At 68.2% G+C, this 14445-nt stretch carries 18 protein-coding genes; 15 read left to right on the forward strand and 3 right to left on the reverse strand.

What is annotated here, in order from left to right; translation table 11 throughout:
• Positions 1–74: 74 nt before the first annotated feature.
• Together BIU91_RS00860 and BIU91_RS00865 are read right to left on the reverse strand one after the other, a co-directional pair.
• Positions 75–389: a metal-sensitive transcriptional regulator gene (locus BIU91_RS00860; RefSeq protein ID WP_056120637.1), complete on the reverse strand. Its 315-nt coding sequence runs from the start codon at positions 387–389 to the stop codon at positions 75–77.
• Positions 390–427: 38 nt separating this feature from the next.
• On the reverse strand, positions 428–913 hold the full coding sequence (locus tag BIU91_RS00865) for a hypothetical protein (RefSeq protein WP_216099622.1): 486 nt from the start codon (positions 911–913) through the stop codon (positions 428–430).
• Positions 914–1197: 284 nt separating this feature from the next.
• On the opposite strand from BIU91_RS00865, the gene BIU91_RS00870 reads away from it, so the two are divergent.
• The 14 genes from BIU91_RS00870 to eno all read left to right on the forward strand — a co-directional run bounded on the left by BIU91_RS00870 (position 1198) and on the right by eno (position 11836).
• Positions 1198–1455 carry a heavy-metal-associated domain-containing protein gene (locus BIU91_RS00870; RefSeq protein ID WP_253183652.1) on the forward strand — a complete coding sequence of 86 codons (258 nt, stop codon included), beginning with the start codon at positions 1198–1200 and terminating at the stop codon, positions 1453–1455.
• Positions 1452–3653 carry a heavy metal translocating P-type ATPase gene (locus BIU91_RS00875; RefSeq protein WP_071403810.1) on the forward strand — a complete coding sequence of 734 codons (2202 nt, stop codon included), beginning with the start codon at positions 1452–1454 and terminating at the stop codon, positions 3651–3653. The genes BIU91_RS00870 and BIU91_RS00875 overlap by 4 nt, the downstream gene beginning before the upstream one ends.
• Positions 3654–3660: 7 nt before the next feature.
• Positions 3661–4164 (forward strand): DUF4396 domain-containing protein, encoded by a 504-nt coding sequence (locus BIU91_RS00880; RefSeq protein WP_071403811.1) that lies wholly within the window; start codon positions 3661–3663, stop codon positions 4162–4164.
• A gap of 110 nt (positions 4165–4274) precedes the next feature.
• Positions 4275–4736 (forward strand): DUF4383 domain-containing protein, encoded by a 462-nt coding sequence (locus tag BIU91_RS00885; protein ID WP_071403812.1) that lies wholly within the window; start codon positions 4275–4277, stop codon positions 4734–4736.
• 167 nt (positions 4737–4903) lie between these two features.
• Complete coding sequence (locus tag BIU91_RS00890) at positions 4904–5266, forward strand: metalloregulator ArsR/SmtB family transcription factor (RefSeq protein ID WP_071403813.1); 363 nt, start codon at positions 4904–4906, stop codon at positions 5264–5266.
• Entirely contained in the window at positions 5263–6345 is a 1083-nt protein-coding gene (locus BIU91_RS00895; RefSeq protein ID WP_071403814.1) for a cation diffusion facilitator family transporter, read from the forward strand. Before BIU91_RS00890 ends, BIU91_RS00895 begins: the two co-directional genes overlap by 4 nt.
• A gap of 20 nt (positions 6346–6365) precedes the next feature.
• Positions 6366–6653 carry an antibiotic biosynthesis monooxygenase gene (locus BIU91_RS00900; RefSeq protein ID WP_071403815.1) on the forward strand — a complete coding sequence of 96 codons (288 nt, stop codon included), beginning with the start codon at positions 6366–6368 and terminating at the stop codon, positions 6651–6653.
• Between the two features lie 498 nt (positions 6654–7151).
• A complete protein-coding gene (locus BIU91_RS00905; protein ID WP_071403816.1) occupies positions 7152–7379 on the forward strand; it encodes a hypothetical protein in 228 nt (75 codons plus the stop codon).
• 357 nt (positions 7380–7736) lie between these two features.
• A complete protein-coding gene (locus tag BIU91_RS00910; RefSeq protein ID WP_060915497.1) occupies positions 7737–8243 on the forward strand; it encodes a universal stress protein in 507 nt (168 codons plus the stop codon).
• On the forward strand, positions 8240–8983 hold the full coding sequence (locus tag BIU91_RS00915) for a 2,3-diphosphoglycerate-dependent phosphoglycerate mutase (protein ID WP_055960826.1): 744 nt from the start codon (positions 8240–8242) through the stop codon (positions 8981–8983). Before BIU91_RS00910 ends, BIU91_RS00915 begins: the two co-directional genes overlap by 4 nt.
• Before the next feature lie 89 nt (positions 8984–9072).
• On the forward strand, positions 9073–9483 hold the full coding sequence (locus BIU91_RS00920; RefSeq protein ID WP_071403998.1) for a CrcB family protein: 411 nt from the start codon (positions 9073–9075) through the stop codon (positions 9481–9483).
• Positions 9480–9851: a CrcB family protein gene (locus tag BIU91_RS00925; RefSeq protein WP_071403817.1), complete on the forward strand. Its 372-nt coding sequence runs from the start codon at positions 9480–9482 to the stop codon at positions 9849–9851. The genes BIU91_RS00920 and BIU91_RS00925 overlap by 4 nt, the downstream gene beginning before the upstream one ends.
• Positions 9852–9877: 26 nt before the next feature.
• Positions 9878–10363, forward strand: coding sequence for an inorganic diphosphatase (locus BIU91_RS00930; protein WP_071403818.1), 486 nt, complete (start codon positions 9878–9880; stop codon positions 10361–10363).
• A 138-nt stretch (positions 10364–10501) separates the two neighbouring features.
• Positions 10502–11836 (forward strand): phosphopyruvate hydratase, encoded by a 1335-nt coding sequence (eno, locus tag BIU91_RS00935; protein ID WP_084740375.1) that lies wholly within the window; start codon positions 10502–10504, stop codon positions 11834–11836.
• Here eno and BIU91_RS00940 read toward each other — a convergent pair.
• The gene (locus tag BIU91_RS00940) at positions 11821–12747 is read right to left on the reverse strand and encodes a LysR family transcriptional regulator (protein WP_071403819.1); all 927 of its coding nucleotides are present in this window, start codon (positions 12745–12747) and stop codon (positions 11821–11823) included. The two genes, eno and BIU91_RS00940, sit on opposite strands and share 16 nt — an antisense overlap.
• A gap of 171 nt (positions 12748–12918) precedes the next feature.
• Here BIU91_RS00940 and BIU91_RS00945 point away from each other — a divergent pair, with 171 nt between their 5' ends.
• Positions 12919–13983 carry a TDT family transporter gene (locus BIU91_RS00945; RefSeq protein WP_253183654.1) on the forward strand — a complete coding sequence of 355 codons (1065 nt, stop codon included), beginning with the start codon at positions 12919–12921 and terminating at the stop codon, positions 13981–13983.
• Positions 13984–14445: the final 462 nt, after the last annotated feature.

The following is a 14445-nucleotide window of genomic DNA, read 5'->3' on the forward strand; positions in this document are numbered from 1 at the left end:
GTCGGGGTGCGGGTTCTATGGTGCAGGACGAGCGCTGAGAGGACAACCGCCCCGTCCGGTGGGCGGGAAGCTGGTTAGGCGCGCACGAGGCGGGCGATCGCGTCGGAGGCTTCCTTGAGCTTCACCGCGGCCGCGTCGCCACCTTCGGCGACGGCGTCGGTGACGCAGTGCGCGAGGTGGTCATCCAGCAGGCCGAGCGCGACGGACTGCAGCGCCTTCGTCATCGCGGACACCTGGGTGAGGATGTCGATGCAGTACTGCTCCTCATCGACCATCCGCTGCAGGCCGCGGGCTTGCCCCTCGATGCGGCGCAACCGTTTGAGGTAGTCGTCCTTCGCGGTGATGTACCCGTGGTGGTGCTCTGCAGCAGGTGCGGTGGTGTCGGTCATGGACGCTCCTCGGGGGTCACCGTTTACGGTAGCGGCGCTCATGCCGCCGTCGACCAATCGAACGGGGCCGGCGCGATCGGGGTGCCGACGCCGCGGGCGATGACGATGGCGATGTCCTGCTGGTCCTGCAGTTCCAGGTCCGGCAGTGGCGTGGTGGTGCGGGTGCCGTTGACGAACACGGCGACGTGCCGGTCGTTCTTCCCGTCGACGTACCCGCCGACCTGCCCGTCGCGCAAGGTCACGTTCCACTCGGTGAAGAGCTGTCCGAGGGTGAACGGCTGCACCTTCGCGGATTCGACATGCACGATGCCGGAGGTGTCGTGGGTGTGCAGTGCGGACATGCCGCCCCGCTGCACGTCGACGCCGATGTTCGCCGGCACCGCCACCGGCTCCCCGTCCACCGATACGGACAGATGCTGATGGGTGTGCAGCGCCGCACCTTCCATCCCCGCCACCTCAAGTCCCGCAGCCTTCGCCCGCGCCGGCGCATCCGCGGGGGCCGGCCACGGCGGTGCCGCCGTCACCCCGGACGCCGTCGGCGCCGAGTCGTCGCCACGGGTGAGGGCGGTGACCGTGATCGTGGTGACCGCGGCGAGGACGACGACCACGGCGGCGCCCAGTAGCCACCACCGGCGTGTACGGCTGCGCTGCTGCTCCGCTCTGCGGTCAGCGACTTTTTGCCGCGCCTCTTCGCGCCGATCAGTCTTTGTCGCCATCACGTCCTCTTTCCGGGTGCCGGTCGAGCGGATCGGGAACACATCCGCTCATCCGGCGTTACACTCGCTACGGTACCCCCCTAGGGTACCTGATGAACGTGAACGACGAAGGGATCACCACGATGAGCGAGCAGCTGACGAACACGTACGGCATCACGGGCATGACGTGCGGGCACTGCGTGATGAGTGTCAACGAGGAACTCATCGCCGTGCCGGGCGTCACGGACGTGACGATCGACCTCAACGTTGGCGGTGTCTCCACCGCCCGGGTGACCAGTACCCGTGACCTGCCGCAGGAGGAAGTCTCCGCCGCTGTGGAGGAGGCCGGCTACACGTTGGTCGCATCATGACCACGACCAGCACCCCGCCAGTTGAGCTGACGATCGAGGGGATGACCTGCGCGTCGTGCGCGAACCGGATTGAGCGGAAGCTGAACAAGCTGCCCGGCGTGACCGCGAGCGTGAACTACGCCACCGAAAGCGCCTCCGTGACGCTCCCCGCGGACCTCGCTGTCGACGACGCGATCCGCACCGTTGAAGCTGCCGGCTACGGCGCACACCTGCCCGAACCGGCCGGCGCGGACACCGACGAGCTCGCGCCGCTGCGGCGACGCCTGATCGTGTCCACGGTGCTCGCTGTCCCGGTGGTGGCGCTGTCGATGATCCCGGTCCTGCAGTTCCCGGGATGGCAGTGGGCCGTTCTGGTGCTGGCGCTGCCGGTCGCCGTGTGGGGTGCGTGGCCGTTCCACCGTGCTGCCGCGATCAACGCCCGGCACGGGGCCGCGACGATGGACACCCTCGTCAGCGTCGGCGTCGCCGCCGCGACCGTGTGGTCCGTCTGGGCACTCGTGTTCGGCGGCGCCGGGCACATCGGGATGCGGATGGCGTTCTCTTGGTTCCCGCACCCCGGCGCGGCTCCGGAACCGTACTTCGAAGTCGCCGCTGCGGTGACGGTGTTCCTCCTCGCCGGCCGGTACTTTGAGGCCCGCGCGAAGGACCGCTCCGGCGCCGCCCTGCAGGCGCTCCTCGCCCTGGGTGCACCGACTGCCCGGGTGCTCCGAGACGGTGCCGAAACCGAGGTGCCGACCGCAGCACTGCAGGTCGGGGACCGGTTCGTGGTCCGTCCCGGTGAACGCATCGCCACCGACGGAACCATCACCGATGGCACGAGCGCAATCGACACCAGCGTGATGACCGGCGAAGCAGTCCCCGTCGAGGTCGGCCCCGGCGACACCGTCACCGGTGCGACCGTGAACGTCGGCGGCCGACTCATCGTCGAAGCCACCCGCGTCGGTCACGACACGGAGCTTGCCCGCATCGGCCGGCTCGTCGTGTCCGCGCAGACCGGCAAGGCCGAGGTGCAGCGCCTCGCCGACCGGGTCTCCGCCGTGTTCGTCCCAATCGTCATGGGCCTGGCGGTGCTGACCCTCATCGGGTGGCTGCTGCTCACCGGCGACGTGCAAGCCGCGTTCACCGCCGCCGTTGCGACCCTGGTGATCGCCTGCCCCTGCGCCCTGGGGCTGGCAACTCCGACCGCGCTGCTCGTCGGCACCGGACGTGGCTCCCAGCTCGGGATCCTCATCCGCGGACCCCAGGTCCTCGAGGCCACCCGCCGGATCGACACCGTCGTACTCGACAAGACCGGCACCGTCACCACCGGCAAGATGAGCGTCCACCAGGTCACCGCCGTCGCCGAGGAAACCGACACCCGGGTGCTCGCCCTCGCCGCCGCCGCGGAAGCAGGATCCGAACACCCGATCGCCCGCGCCATCACCGCAGCCGGCACCGACCACCCCACCGCGCAAACGTTCCAGTCCACCGCCGGGCTCGGCGTCCAGGCCGTCGTCGACGGCACCCTCGTGCTCGTCGGCCGACCCACCTGGTTGACCGAGCAGTGGGCCATCACCATCCCCGAAGCGGTCACGGACGCGGTCCGGACCGCGGAACAGGGCGGCGCGACCGCGGTCGTTGTCGCGTGGGACGGCGCAGCCCGCGGCGTCATCAGCGTCGCGGACACCGTCGCGCCGACCAGCCCGGACGCGATCCGTCGCCTGCACGACATGGGGCTGCGCACGATCATGCTCACCGGCGACGCTGAAGACGTCGCCCGGACGGTCGCCGCCGAGGTCGGCATCGACGACGTCGAAGCCGAGGTGCGCCCCGAAGACAAGTACCGGACCGTCACCCGGCTGCAGCAGCAGGGCCGGTCCGTGGCGATGATCGGCGACGGCGTCAACGACGCCGCCGCTCTCGCCGCCGCGGATCTCGGGATCGCGATGGGGAGCGGCACCGACGCGGCCATGGAAGCCGCCGACATCACCCTCATCCGAGCGGACCTGAGCGCCGCGGCGGACGCGATCGCGCTCGCCCGCCGCACCCTCGGCACGATCAAGGTGAACCTGTTCTGGGCCTTCGCCTACAACGTCGCCGCGATCCCGCTCGCGATGGCCGGCCTGCTGAACCCGATGATCGCCGGCGCCGCGATGGCACTGTCCTCGGTCTTCGTCGTCAGCAACAGCCTCCGCCTCCGCACCTTCCACACCCGATAGGAGCGACATGGACACCCACGAACACCACACCACGACCGACCACGACAACCACCAGAACCACGGCGGCGGTCACGGGACGACGACGTGGACGATGGCCGCGCAAGCGACCCTGCACTGCCTCACCGGCTGCGCGATCGGTGAAGTTCTTGGCATGGTCATCGGCACCGCGACCGGCCTGCACAACACCGGCACGATCATCCTGTCGATCGTGCTGGCGTTCATCTTCGGCTACGCCCTCACCATGCGCGGCGTCGTCCGGTCCGGGCTGAGCTTCTCCGCCGCGTTCAAGGTCGCCCTTGCCGCAGACACGGTGTCGATCGCCGTGATGGAGATCATCGACAACACCGTCATCGTCGCCGTTCCCGGCGCCATGGACGCGCAGCTGAACGACTGGCTGTTCTGGGGCTCCCTCGCGTTCTCCCTCGTGATCGCGTTCATCGTGACCACCCCGGTGAACCGGTGGATGATCAGCCGCGGTCTCGGCCACGCCGTCGTCCACGGTCACCACTGACCAGGCCCCTTCTACAGGGTTCGGATCGCGCCGCAAACCAGATGCACGTTCACTCCGAACTACCTGAGAAGCACACGCCATCACGGCACCCCGTCGGAGGAGACCCCATCATGACCAGCACCGCAGCAACTGCCCGCACCGGGTACGGCCGCACCCTGACGCAGAAGGGCGCCCTCGTCTTCGGAGTCGTGTTCCTCATCGTCGGCATCGCCGGCTTCATCCCCGGGCTCACGATGGACATGGGCTCGATGTCCGTCGCCGGCCACGGCTCGATGGCGATGCTCCTCGGCCTGTTCCAGGTGTCCGTCCTGCACAACATCGTGCACCTGCTCTTCGGCATCGTCGGCCTCATCGCCGCCCGCACCGCCGTCGCAGCTCGGCTGTACCTCCTGGTCGGCGGCATCGTCTACGCCGTCCTGTTCATCTACGGCCTCTTCACCGCCGGCATGATGGGCGGCGCGAACTTCGTCCCCCTCAACAGCGCCGACAACTGGCTGCACCTGATCCTCGCCGTCGCGATGATTGTCCTTGGCATCGTGCTGCCTCGAGCCGGCGCCACCCGACGCGCCTGATCGACGCATCAGCCGGTAATGGCCGCGTCCCCGCACTGGGGACGCGGCCATTGCCCGTTCCGGAGCCTCTATAAGTCCTCGGCCTGTGAGCCCGACGAGCACGACGCTCGTCGGCTCTCCAGCGCATCCCGTGGTGCGCAGCCCGCTCCTTCGCTTACTATCTTCGTGTGCACGTAGATAAGCAGCCCTGCGGGCTTAGCCCGGAGTCGGAGTACGTCGAGCTGGCGGTCGAGGTGTTCGCGATGCTCGCGGACGCGACGCGGGTGAAGATCATCCTCGCGCTTCGCAGCGCGGAGGAGATGTCCGTGAACCACCTCGCGGACGTCGTGGACAAGAGCCCGGCCGGGGTGTCGCAGCACCTGGCGAAGCTCCGCTTGGCGCGCATGGTGTCGACGCGGCGTGAGGGCACGACGGTGTTCTACCGGCTGACCGATGAGCACGCGTCGGAGCTCGTCATTGACGCCGTGAAGCAAGCCGAGCACGCGATCGGTGCGGCCCCGCACCACCGTGTTGAGGCGGCAAGCGCGTGAGCAACCACACCCATCAGCACCATAGCCACGAGCACGAGCACGAGCACGAGCACGAGCACGACCACGACCACGAGCACGAGCACGAGCACGACCACAACCACGACCACGACCACGACCACGACCATGGGCATAGTCATCCTCATGGTGGTGTGAAGGGGTTCCTCTACGACCTGTTCGTGCCGCACACACACGACGCTGCGGACTCGATCGATGACGCGATGGAGGCCAGTACCGCTGGTGTCCGCGCGCTGAAGATCAGTCTGTTCATCCTGCTCGGCACCACCGTGCTGCAGGCCGTGATCGTCGCGTTCACGGGATCGATCGCGTTGCTGGCCGACACGATCCATAACTTCGCGGACGCGCTGACCGCGGTGCCGCTGTGGATCGCGTTCGTCCTCGGGCGCCGCGTCGCCAACAAGCGCTACACCTACGGGTATGGCCGGGCCGAAGACCTGGCGGGCATGTTCATCGTGTTCGTCGTCGCGCTCTCCGCCGTCGTCGCCGGCTGGCAAGCGATCGACCGGTTCATCCATCCGCGCCCGGTTGAGAACCCATGGCTGCTCGTCGCGGCGGGCGTGATCGGATTCGCCGGCAACGAGATCGTCGCGATCTACCGCATCCGAGTCGGTCAGAAGATCGGCTCTGCAGCGCTGGTCGCCGACGGCGTCCACGCTCGTCTCGACGGGTTCACCTCGCTCTCCGTCGTTCTCGGCGCGGTCGGTGTCCTCCTCGGCTTCCCGTTGGCGGATCCGATCATCGGCCTGCTCATCGCGATCTCGATCCTGATGCTGCTCTGGGGCACAGTGAAGTCCATCGGCGCTCGACTCATGGACGCCATCGACCCGGACCTCTACTCCCGAGCCGAGCACGCACTCGAGCACGCCGACGGAGTGCAGGCGGTGCGGGACCTCCGACTCCGCTGGATCGGACACCGCCTGACCGGCTCCGCGACCATCGAGGTCGACACCACCGACCTCAACGCGGCGTCGCACGTCGCGGAGCACGCGTCCGAGCACCTGCACGAAACGATCGGGAACGTCGACGCGTTCACGATCACTCCGACGAGCCATCACCACTGAGCATCACGAAAGGAAGCAGCATGTCCGTCGTCAAGATCAACGCGATCACCGTCCCCGAGGGCGAGGGGGCGGACCTCGAAGCCCGCTTCGTCGGTCGGAACCACGACGTGGAACAGCAGCCCGGGTTCGAGAGTTTCCAACTGCTCCGCCCCGTGCACGGCGAGAGCCGCTACTTCGTTGTCTCCACCTGGGCAGACGAGGACGCCTACCAGGCGTGGCGGGCCGGGCAGGCCGGCGCGCACCACGGCGGCAGTAACCCGGTCGCCACCGGTGCCGAGCTGCTTGAGTTCGAGACCGTCGTCCTCTGACACGAGGTGCGCTCGGAGCACCCGGGAGAAGCGCGGCACTTCGCCTACTTCTCCCGGGGCCCGGCCGCCATCGACGCGAGCACGAGCTCCGGCGAAGTAGTACATCGGCACTCGCCAGTGCAAAGGGCTAGCTGAATGTCCGCCGGTCGTGCCAAGATGGTCCTGCGTTCATAGTGCGCGCCCACAGCCGGTCCTCTGGATCGGCTTTTTTCATGCCTGACCGCTCCGCTACTCTGAGACCCGCTCGGCACGCGTCTGCCCGGAATCTCCCCGGTGTCGTATCCGCTCTGTACGCTGACGCTCAAGACAGCACGAGGCTGTCTCCGGCCGGCCCTTTCGGGACCGGCTTTTTTCATGCCCTGATCTGACTCGGGCATCCGTGGGAAGCGCTCAACGCTCCTGCCCGCCGCCGCACCTTGTTGCGCGTCGGCGCTCTCATGCCCCCACCCGAAGCCGGGTGGGTTCTGGCCGCATCTGGCCAACCCCGAAGGAGGCATCATGCCCATCACCGACACGGTGGACATGCTGATGGCCTCCGGTGGTACCGCTGCCCTGACTGGCGTCATCGCCGTCGTCGGTGGCGTGCTCAGTGTCGTCCTGTCTAAGCAGGTCGTCGCACTAATCCAGCACGTCATCGATGTCATCGACGACCGCACGCTGGCCAGGGATCCCGAGCGCGCTCGCATCGTCGCAGAACTGCGTCGAGCACGCCGCGGACAGAAGTAACCGCCGGTTCAAAAAGCCGTCCCTCATTCGGTCAGGAGAGCTCTGTCTTCTGTACGTATCAAAAACATCCGTTTGTGGCACATTGCTCGCTCTGGGTTCAGCAGAGCGCGCCGCGCCGGCCATCCATGTAGCGGAACTCAGTTGTGGGCAGCTTCGCTCCGTGTCGTCGGAATCGCTTCCTTCGGTGTCGGGACGTCGCGGGTGCGCGAGACGGCCCGCGTGACTTGGGGTTCGGGTGCATAATGGTGGTGTCTTCGGACCCGGTAGTGGGGCTTGCCGGACCCAACCTCGACAGTTGTCGACAACAGTCCCTATCTCAGCTGGTCGCGCTTCTGCGCGCCTGAGGTAGGGAGTGTCATGACAGCACCAATCGGTTCCGGACCGGTCGTCGTCGGCGTCCTGCCCGGCCTCGCTCCGGGGGTCATCGAGGTTGCGTCGTCTATCGCGCGGCGCTTCGGTACGACGCTGGTGTGCGTCAGCGTGGATGCATCGCTCTTCGATGCCGGTACGCGCTCGGACGGGTCGGTGATGGTGGAACCGATCGACCCTGACACCGCTGACACGACACCGCAGGGCTTGTCGGACAGTGACAAGGCGGCAGTACGTGCTGCCGCAACGACCTACGGCGTCGACGTCACGTTCGTCCCGGGTGTCGGGGATCCGAGCCGGGCACTGTCGCAGGTGGCCGAAGACCGCGACGCGGCGATGCTGGTCGTCGGGGCCAGGACGGGAGCGGGTCGAATCGCGGAGTTCTTCACGGGGTCGGTCGCGGTACGGCTGACCCATCAGCAGCACCGTTCAGTGCTCGTAGTGCCCGTTGATCCGGTCGGGTTCGATGCCCCACTGCCGTGGGACACCCCGTGACCGGCCAGCTTGTTCTGCTCCGCCACGGACAGAGCACTGCGAACGCTGCCGGTACCTTCACCGGCTTGCGAGACGTCGCGCTGACCGAACAGGGCAGCGCCGAAGCGAATCGGGCTGGGTTGCTACTTCTGCATGCCGGCATCCGACCGGACCTCGTGCTCACGTCGACGCTCGAGCGGGCGCTCCACACGGCGGAGCTCGTCACCGACGTCCTCGGACGTGATGCGCCGATCGAGTCGACGTGGCGGTTGAACGAGCGGAACTACGGCGCCCTCACCGGCATGTCCAAGCAGAATGCGCAAGCGGCGTTGGGGGCGGAGCAGTTCTTCGCTGTTCGTCGGACCCGCACGGGACGGCCACCACGCATGTCGATCCGCGCGTGGCTGGCGCTCCGGCGGACGCCGGCGCTTCGTGGACTGCCGTGGGCGGCACTTCGTCGAACCGAAACACTCTCCGACGTCATCCGCCGGGTCCAACCCGTCCTGTCGCACAGCATCACCCCGGCACTCCGCGACGGGCAGACAGTGCTCGTCGTCGCGCACGGCAACTCACTGCGGGCACTGTGTGCCTGCATGGACGGCCTAACTGACGGTGAGCTCGCGGACCTGAACCTCCCCACGGGCGAACCCCTGATCTACCGGTTCGACGGCGACGGTGGGTTCTGTCCGCGGGGTGGGGAGTACCTGCATCCGGCAGCACGAGCAGCAGCGGCAGCGGTCGCTGCGGAAGGTGGAACATGACCTCCCGAACGGACACGCACCTGCCCGATGGGCAGCTCCCGCCCGACCCAGACATCGACGCCAACGACCCGGAACGTATCGACCGGCCAGTGCATCTGCGGTGGCGGTACCTCGGTGTCGTCGCACTCGGCGGCGCCATCGGTACCGCCGCACGCGACGGACTCAGCACCGCGTTCCCCGCTCAGCAGGAGGTGTCCTGGGCGATCTTCTGGATCAACATCGCCGGCGCGCTCCTGCTCGGTGTGCTGCTGGAACACCTCGCGCATCGCGGACCTGACGAGGGTCGCCGCCGGACACTGCGCCTGCTTCTGGGAACCGGTGTCCTCGGCGGGTTCACCACCTACAGCACCCTCGCGACCAGCACCGCGGTGTTATTCCTCGACGGCCGCGGGTTGGCCGGCACCGGGTACGCGCTCCTGACGGTCCTCGCCGGCGCGATCGCCACCGGTAGCGGCCTCGCGATCGCGGGCTTGGTCCGACCGAACGGAGCCACATCATGAGCGCCCTCGCCTTCCTCAGCGTCGCGGTCGCTGGCGGTGTCGGCGCGGCCGCACGGTTCTTCCTGGACGGTGCAATCAACCGGGGTCGGCAGTTCCGGCTCCCGGTCGGGACACTGACGATCAACATCACCGGCTCGTTCCTGCTGGGCTTGATCACCGGCGCCGCCGGTCACCTCGGCGCCACCCCCGTCGCGGTGCTCGGAACAGGGCTCATGGGTGGCTACACCACGTTCAGCACCGCCAGCTTCGAGACCGTCCGCCTCGCACGCACCGGCCGCACCACCGCGGCTGCCCTGAACGGGCTCGGGATGCTCGTCGTCTCCGTCGCCGCAGCCGCCGGAGGCGTCACCCTCGGCACCCTCACTTGACCATCCGACTGGGAGACGAACAGCTCATGCACTTCGACATCACGATCGAGATCCCCCGCGGCAGCGGCAACAAGTACGAGGTCGACCACGCCACCGGACAGATCCGCCTGGACCGGGCGGTGTTCACCAGCATGGTGTTCCCGCAGGACTACGGCTCGATCGACGACACTCTCGGCGACGACGGCGACCCCCTCGACGCGCTCGTGCTGCTGCCCCGGCCCACGTTCCCCGGCGTCGTCATCGACGTCCGCCCGGTCGGAATGCTCCGCATGGTCGACGAGAACGGCGGCGATGACAAGATCCTCACCGTCCCCGCCGGAGACATCCGCTTCGACCACGTCCAGGACATCTCCGACGTCGCCGAGCCGGTCCTGGCGGAGATCGAGCACTTCTTCGCCCACTACAAGGAGATCGAGCACGGCAAGCACGTCACCACCAACGGGTGGGCGAACCGTGTCGACGCCGAAGCCATCATCCGCGCCGCACAGGAACGGTTCACCCCGCACCCCTGACCGGCACCCGCGCACCATCCAGTGCGCGCCCTGAACCGCCGCGGGGAGGCAACTGGCGCCCAGTGATCGCCAGGAGGTCGTCCCTCCGCCTCCCCGCGGCCCACACCCGCACGACCAACCCGAAAGGCGACAACCGCCATGAACGACTACATCAGCAACGTCCACCACACCACCCACCATCAGGGCGAGTACGTGACCCACACCAGCCGCCCCGTCACCATCAGCAGCCTGCACGGCTCCCGAATCCTCGACTCCCGCGGCTACCCAACGATCCAGGTGCGTCTCGAGCTCGAGGACGGCACCGTCGTCACCGGTGACGCCCCCGCAGGCGCATCCACTGGCGCGCATGAGGCTGTCGAGCTTCGCGACGGCGGCAGCAGCTACGGCGGCCGCGACGTGAGCCAGGCACTGCACCTCATCACGACGGACGTCGCACCGATGATCACCGGCCAGTCGTGGACCTCGATCGGGCAGGCCGACGCCGCCCTCGCTGCCCTCGACGGCACCCCGAACTACCGCCGGCTCGGCGCGAACAGTGTCGTCGCGACCTCGATCGCGATGGCACGCGCTCTCGCCGCCGCAGCGGAGCTGCCGCTCTGGCGTTGGATCGCAGACGTCACCGGCAGCACGCCCCGCCTGCCCGTCCCGCACTTCAACGTGCTCAACGGCGGAGCGCACGCAGCGAACGCGCTCGACTTCCAGGAGTTCATGATCGCCCCGGTGAACGCCGAGACCATGACCGACGCGGTTCGGATCGGGTCGGACGTCTACCACGCACTGGCGGCACTGGTCCGGGAACGGTTCGGCAGTCTCGGTCTCGGGGACGAAGGCGGCTTCGCCCCATCGATCGCCGCGCCCGAGGAAGCCCTCGACCTCCTCGTCGCCGCGATCAGTGCCGCTGGCTACGAGCCCGGCGTCGACACCGTCGCGATCGCACTCGACCCGGCGGCGAACGAGTTCGCGCTCGGTGACGGTAGCTACCGGGTCGTGGACCGCCGGCTCGACCGCGCAGGCATGGTCGACTACTACCGCGACCTCATCAGCCGGTATCCGATCCGGAGCATCGAAGACGGCTTCTCCGAAGACGACCACGGCGGCTGGAAGGCGATGTCGTTCGCGCTCGGCGACATGCTCCAGATCGTCGGCGATGATCTCTACGTCACCGATCCGCAGCGCATCCGCGACGGCGGGAAGGACGGGCTCTCGAACGCAGCGCTCATCAAGCCGAACCAGATCGGTACCGTCTCCCAGACCTTCGACGCGATCGGCGTCGCACGCTCGCTCGGGATGCGGAGCATGGTGTCGCACCGGTCCGGCGAGACCACCGACACGTTCATCGCGGACCTCGTCGTCGGCACCGGAACCGGGCAGATCAAGTCCGGCGCCCCCGCCCGCGGAGAACGCGTCGCGAAGTACAACCGGCTCACCGAGATCGCGGAGAACAATCCGGAGCTGCCCTACGGGCTGCGCTGACCCCGACCGGCCACCTCGTGGGCGACGCGCAGGAAAGCAGAAGCAGCTGGCTGGGGCTCTCCCGACCAGATCGCCCGCAACGGCCGGGCAAGTGGCGGCCCAGAGAGCGGGACTCGCACCAGCGACCCGTCGTTGATGTCCGCGGCGACCGTGCGAAGGCTCATCACCGCCGGTGCAATTCCTGCCTGTGCGTTCGCCCGGATGATGCTCGTGGTCTCCAGCACCGCGGCCGGAACCGACATGCTCAAACCGGCCTCCCTGACCCATGCGGCGAGGGTCGCGCGAGTCCCGGAGCCTTCTTCCCGCATGAGCAGAGCCGTCGTCGCCAGGACCTCCGCGGTGATCCCGGTCGATCCGGCCCAGGGATGGTCCCGCGCGACGACAACCGCGAGCTCATCGTTCGCGATCACCTGCGCGGACACACCGGCCGCCGTCACCGGGGTTTCCGTGAACCCGAGGTTCGCGCCACCCGACTGCACGAGGTCCGTCACCGCGGCGGAGTTGCCCGCGATCAGACGCACCCGCACGTCTGGTTCACGGCGTCGGAATTCGAGAAGCCAGCCCGGCAGCAGCAGCTCCGCGATCGTCTGTGACGCTGCGACGACGAGCGAACCCGTCGGAGTCCGCAGCGCAGCCACTCCTGCTTCGAGGTGGCGAGACGCGTCGAGGACCGGTCCGGCCAGCCCGACGACGAGCCTGCCGGTCTCGGTCAGCACCGACCCCGTGGTCGAGCGGTGCACCAACGAATGACCGACCATGCGCTCGGCGACCCGGATCCGAGCAGACACTGCCTGTTGCGTGACGCCGAGCGCTCCAGCGGCAGCGGAGAGGGAGCCGGTCTCGGCGACGCATGCGAGCACGTCGAGTGTGTCGAGGTCGAGCGTTCGGTCCGTGAGTCGCCGTAGTGCCACAACCAACGATTGTGCCCTGCCAAGAGGTTCCCGGTACCGCCAGAGGCAGGATTCGCGCAGGCTTGGCCCATGACAACGCTCCGCACGGACCCTGCACCCGCGAACGGTAGCCAGCTGCCCCAACGGCCGCAGACGGCGTTGTTCCGTGACCTGGAGCGGCCAGGCCTGATCGTGTCGAATCTCACACCGAACTGGTTCGCGTCGATCATGGGCACGGGGATCGTCGCTGTCGCAGCTGCGTCACTCCCACTGCAGTTCCCCGGCCTGCGCATCGCGGCGACGGTCGTGTGGGCGATCGCCGCGGTGCTCCTCGTCGCCCTCACGATCGCGACGGTGCTGCACTGGATCCGCTACCGGAGCACCGCAGCCAGGCACCACCTCAACCCGGTCATCTCCCACTTCTACGGCGCACCACCGATGGCGTTCCTCACCGTCGGCGCCGGGACACTCCTGCTCGGCAAGGACTGGGTCGGCCTGCCCGCCGCCGTCACCATCGACTGGGTCCTGTGGACCATCGGCACCATCGGAGGACTGCTCACGGCAGTCCTGGTGCCGTACCTGGCGTTCACCCGCCACGAGAACACGCCCGACTCCGCGTTCGGCGGTTGGCTGATGCCGATCGTCCCGCCGATGGTGTCCGCTTCCACCGGCGCCCTGCTGCTGCCGTACGCTCCCGCCGGACAGGCGCGGGAGACGCTGCTGTGGTCCTGCTACGGCTTCTTCGGCCTCAGCCTCATCACGTCGCTGGTCGTGATCACGCTGATCTGGAACCGTCTCGCGCACCACAAGGTCGGTGCCGCCGGCATGGTCCCGACCCTGTGGATCGTGCTCGGACCCGTCGGACAGTCGATCACGGCGGTGAACCTCCTCGCATCGAACGCACCCACCGTCGTCGATGCCTCCACCGCTCACGCGCTCCTGGTCGTGGCGCTGGTGTACGGGTTCGCGATGCTCGGCTTCGCGCTGCTGTGGACCGCCATCGCCCTCGCCGTCACCGTCCGGACCGCCCGCGAACACCTGCCGTTCAGCCTGACCTGGTGGTCGTTCACGTTCCCCGTCGGCACCTGCGTCACCGGAGTCAACGGGCTCGCCCTGCACTCAGGCCTGACCGTCGTTGCCGTCCTCGCCGTCATCTACTACGCCGGCCTCGTCGCCGCATGGATCACCGTTGCCCTTCGCACCTTTCACGGATCCGTCATCCGTGGCACCCTGCTGGCACCGCCACAGCCGGCATGAGTACCCCCGAGGAACTCGCTGACGTTCGATCGCTGAACGGTCTCGCGGAGACGTGGCGGACCGCGCCCGACGGCAGCCGACGGTTCGTCCCGAGCTTCGACCCACGATCCGGCGGCAGATTCAGCCGTGTCCTGGTCCTGATGCAGTCGCCTGGCCCCCAGACCATCGCCGCAGCGCACGCAGCGATCTGCAGCGAGGACAACCCGGGCCCGACCGCGGCCGCGTTCTGAGCAGCCCGTATCGAGTCCGGACTCGCACGCGGCGAGTACGTCCGCTGGAACCTTGTCCCATGGGAACTGCCCGACCGCGTGCGACTCGAGGACATCGACGAGGGGCGGCATGCCCTCGCCACACTGCTCGCGGCCCTCCCCGCTCTCACTGCGATCGTCACGTACGGGGCCGTTGCCCTCGACGGCGTCATGCGACACTTCACCCTGGACGAGCACCCCCGACTCCTTCCGG

Origin of the sequence: Curtobacterium sp. MMLR14_002, assembly GCF_001864975.1 — a bacterium.
Classification (GTDB): domain Bacteria; phylum Actinomycetota; class Actinomycetes; order Actinomycetales; family Microbacteriaceae; genus Curtobacterium; species Curtobacterium flaccumfaciens.

Bases quoted from the DNA above. Each gene is read 5' to 3' on its own strand.
- BIU91_RS00860 (WP_056120637.1), bottom strand. From the start codon at position 389: ATGACCGACACCACCGCACCTGCTGCAGAGCACCACCACGGGTACATC.
- BIU91_RS00870 (WP_253183652.1), top strand. From the start codon at position 1,198: ATGAACGTGAACGACGAAGGGATCACCACGATGAGCGAGCAGCTGACG.
- BIU91_RS00875 (WP_071403810.1), top strand. From the start codon at position 1,452: ATGACCACGACCAGCACCCCGCCAGTTGAGCTGACGATCGAGGGGATG.
- BIU91_RS00880 (WP_071403811.1), top strand. From the start codon at position 3,661: ATGGACACCCACGAACACCACACCACGACCGACCACGACAACCACCAG.
- BIU91_RS00885 (WP_071403812.1), top strand. From the start codon at position 4,275: ATGACCAGCACCGCAGCAACTGCCCGCACCGGGTACGGCCGCACCCTG.
- BIU91_RS00900 (WP_071403815.1), top strand. From the start codon at position 6,366: ATGTCCGTCGTCAAGATCAACGCGATCACCGTCCCCGAGGGCGAGGGG.
- BIU91_RS00905 (WP_071403816.1), top strand. From the start codon at position 7,152: ATGCCCATCACCGACACGGTGGACATGCTGATGGCCTCCGGTGGTACC.
- BIU91_RS00910 (WP_060915497.1), top strand. From the start codon at position 7,737: ATGACAGCACCAATCGGTTCCGGACCGGTCGTCGTCGGCGTCCTGCCC.
- BIU91_RS00925 (WP_071403817.1), top strand. From the start codon at position 9,480: ATGAGCGCCCTCGCCTTCCTCAGCGTCGCGGTCGCTGGCGGTGTCGGC.
- BIU91_RS00930 (WP_071403818.1), top strand. From the start codon at position 9,878: ATGCACTTCGACATCACGATCGAGATCCCCCGCGGCAGCGGCAACAAG.
- eno (WP_084740375.1), top strand. From the start codon at position 10,502: ATGAACGACTACATCAGCAACGTCCACCACACCACCCACCATCAGGGC.